The following is a 1,733-nucleotide window of genomic DNA, read 5'->3' on the forward strand; positions in this document are numbered from 1 at the left end:
CATTTACTTTCGCCGGCCGGCGGCTTATTTCGCCCATCAACCGAAAGCCCGAGCACCGTGAACGCAACGCCGCATACGCCACTTCTCGACAAGGTCCGCATCCCGGCCGACCTGCGCACGCTTGCGGAAAGTGAACTGCCGCAATTGGCGTCCGAGCTTCGCGCCGAGCTGGTCGACGCCGTGTCCCGCACGGGTGGTCATCTGGGCGCCGGGCTTGGCGTGGTCGAGCTGACAGTGGCGCTGCACTATGTCTTCAACACCCCCGATGACAGGCTGATCTGGGATGTCGGCCACCAGGCCTATCCGCACAAGATCCTGACCGGCCGCCGCGACCGTATCCGCACGCTGCGCCAGGAAGGCGGTCTGTCCGGCTTCACCCGCCGCGCCGAGAGCGAGTACGATCCCTTCGGCGCCGCCCACTCCTCGACATCGATATCGGCCGGCCTCGGCATGGCCGCCGCCCGCGATCTCTCCGGCGGCCGCAACAACGTCATTGCCGTCATCGGCGACGGCGCCATGTCTGCCGGCATGGCCTATGAGGCGATGAACAATGCCGGTGCGCTCGATGCACGGCTGATCGTCATTCTCAACGACAACGACATGTCGATCGCGCCGCCGACCGGCGCGATGAGCGCCTATCTGGCGCGGCTGGCCTCCGGCAAGGCCTATATCGGCCTGCGCGATTTCGGCAAGAAACTGACGTCCTATCTCGGCAAGCGCGCCGATCGTGCGATCACAAGGGCGGTCGAGCATGCACGCGGCTACGTCACCGGCGGCACGCTGTTCGAGGAACTCGGCTTCTATCACATCGGCCCGATAGACGGCCACAATCTGGAGCACCTGATCCCGGTCCTGAAAAATGTCCGCGACAATGGCGAAGGCCCGGTGCTCATCCATGTCGTCACCCAGAAGGGCAAGGGCTATGCGCCGGCCGAAGCCGCCGCCGACAAATATCACGGCGTCAACAAGTTCGACGTCATCACCGGCGCGCAGGCCAAGGCGCCAGCCAACGCACCGGCCTACACCAAGGTGTTCGCCGAAAGCCTGGTCCAGGAGGGCCGCGAGGACGACCGCATCGTCGCCGTCACGGCCGCTATGCCGAGCGGCACCGGTCTCGACCTGTTCGGCGAAGCGTTCCCGTCGCGCACCTTCGATGTCGGCATCGCCGAACAGCACGCGGTGACCTTCGCCGCCGGCCTTGCCACCGAAGGCTACAAGCCGTTCACGGCCATCTATTCCACCTTCCTGCAGCGCGCCTACGACCAGGTCGTCCACGACGTCGCTATTCAGAAACTGCCGGTGCGGTTTCCCATCGACCGCGCCGGTTTCGTCGGCGCCGATGGCGCGACCCATTGCGGCGCCTTCGACACCACCTTCCTGGCGACACTGCCGGGTTTCGTCGTCATGGCGGCCGCCGACGAGGCGGAGCTGCGCCACATGGTGCGCACCGCGGCGAGCTATGATGAGGGTCCGATCGCCTTCCGCTATCCGCGCGGCAATGGCGTCGGCGTCGACATGCCGGAGCGCGGCTCGGTTCTCGAAATCGGCAAGGGCCGCATCGTCAAGGAGGGTACCAAGGTTGCATTGCTGTCTTTCGGCACGCGGCTGCAGGATTGCCTGATCGCCGCGGAGGAGCTAGGTGCTGCCGGGCTGTCCACCACGGTCGCCGACGCCCGTTTCGCCAAGCCGCTCGACCAGGATCTGATCCGGCGGCTGGCCCGCTCGCATGAGGT

Annotated in this window: 1 protein-coding gene; it reads left to right on the top strand. The window is 66.1% G+C overall.

Annotation, left to right across the window (positions count from 1 at the left end):
• Positions 1-57 precede the first annotated feature (57 nt).
• The coding region (gene dxs, locus EN750_RS32920) for a 1-deoxy-D-xylulose-5-phosphate synthase (protein WP_127399162.1) at positions 58-1,733 on the top strand (1,676 nt) is incomplete at its 3' end.

Origin of the sequence: Mesorhizobium sp. M7A.F.Ca.ET.027.03.2.1 (assembly GCF_003999175.1) — a bacterium.
In the GTDB taxonomy this organism is placed as follows: Bacteria; Pseudomonadota; Alphaproteobacteria; order Rhizobiales; family Rhizobiaceae; genus Mesorhizobium.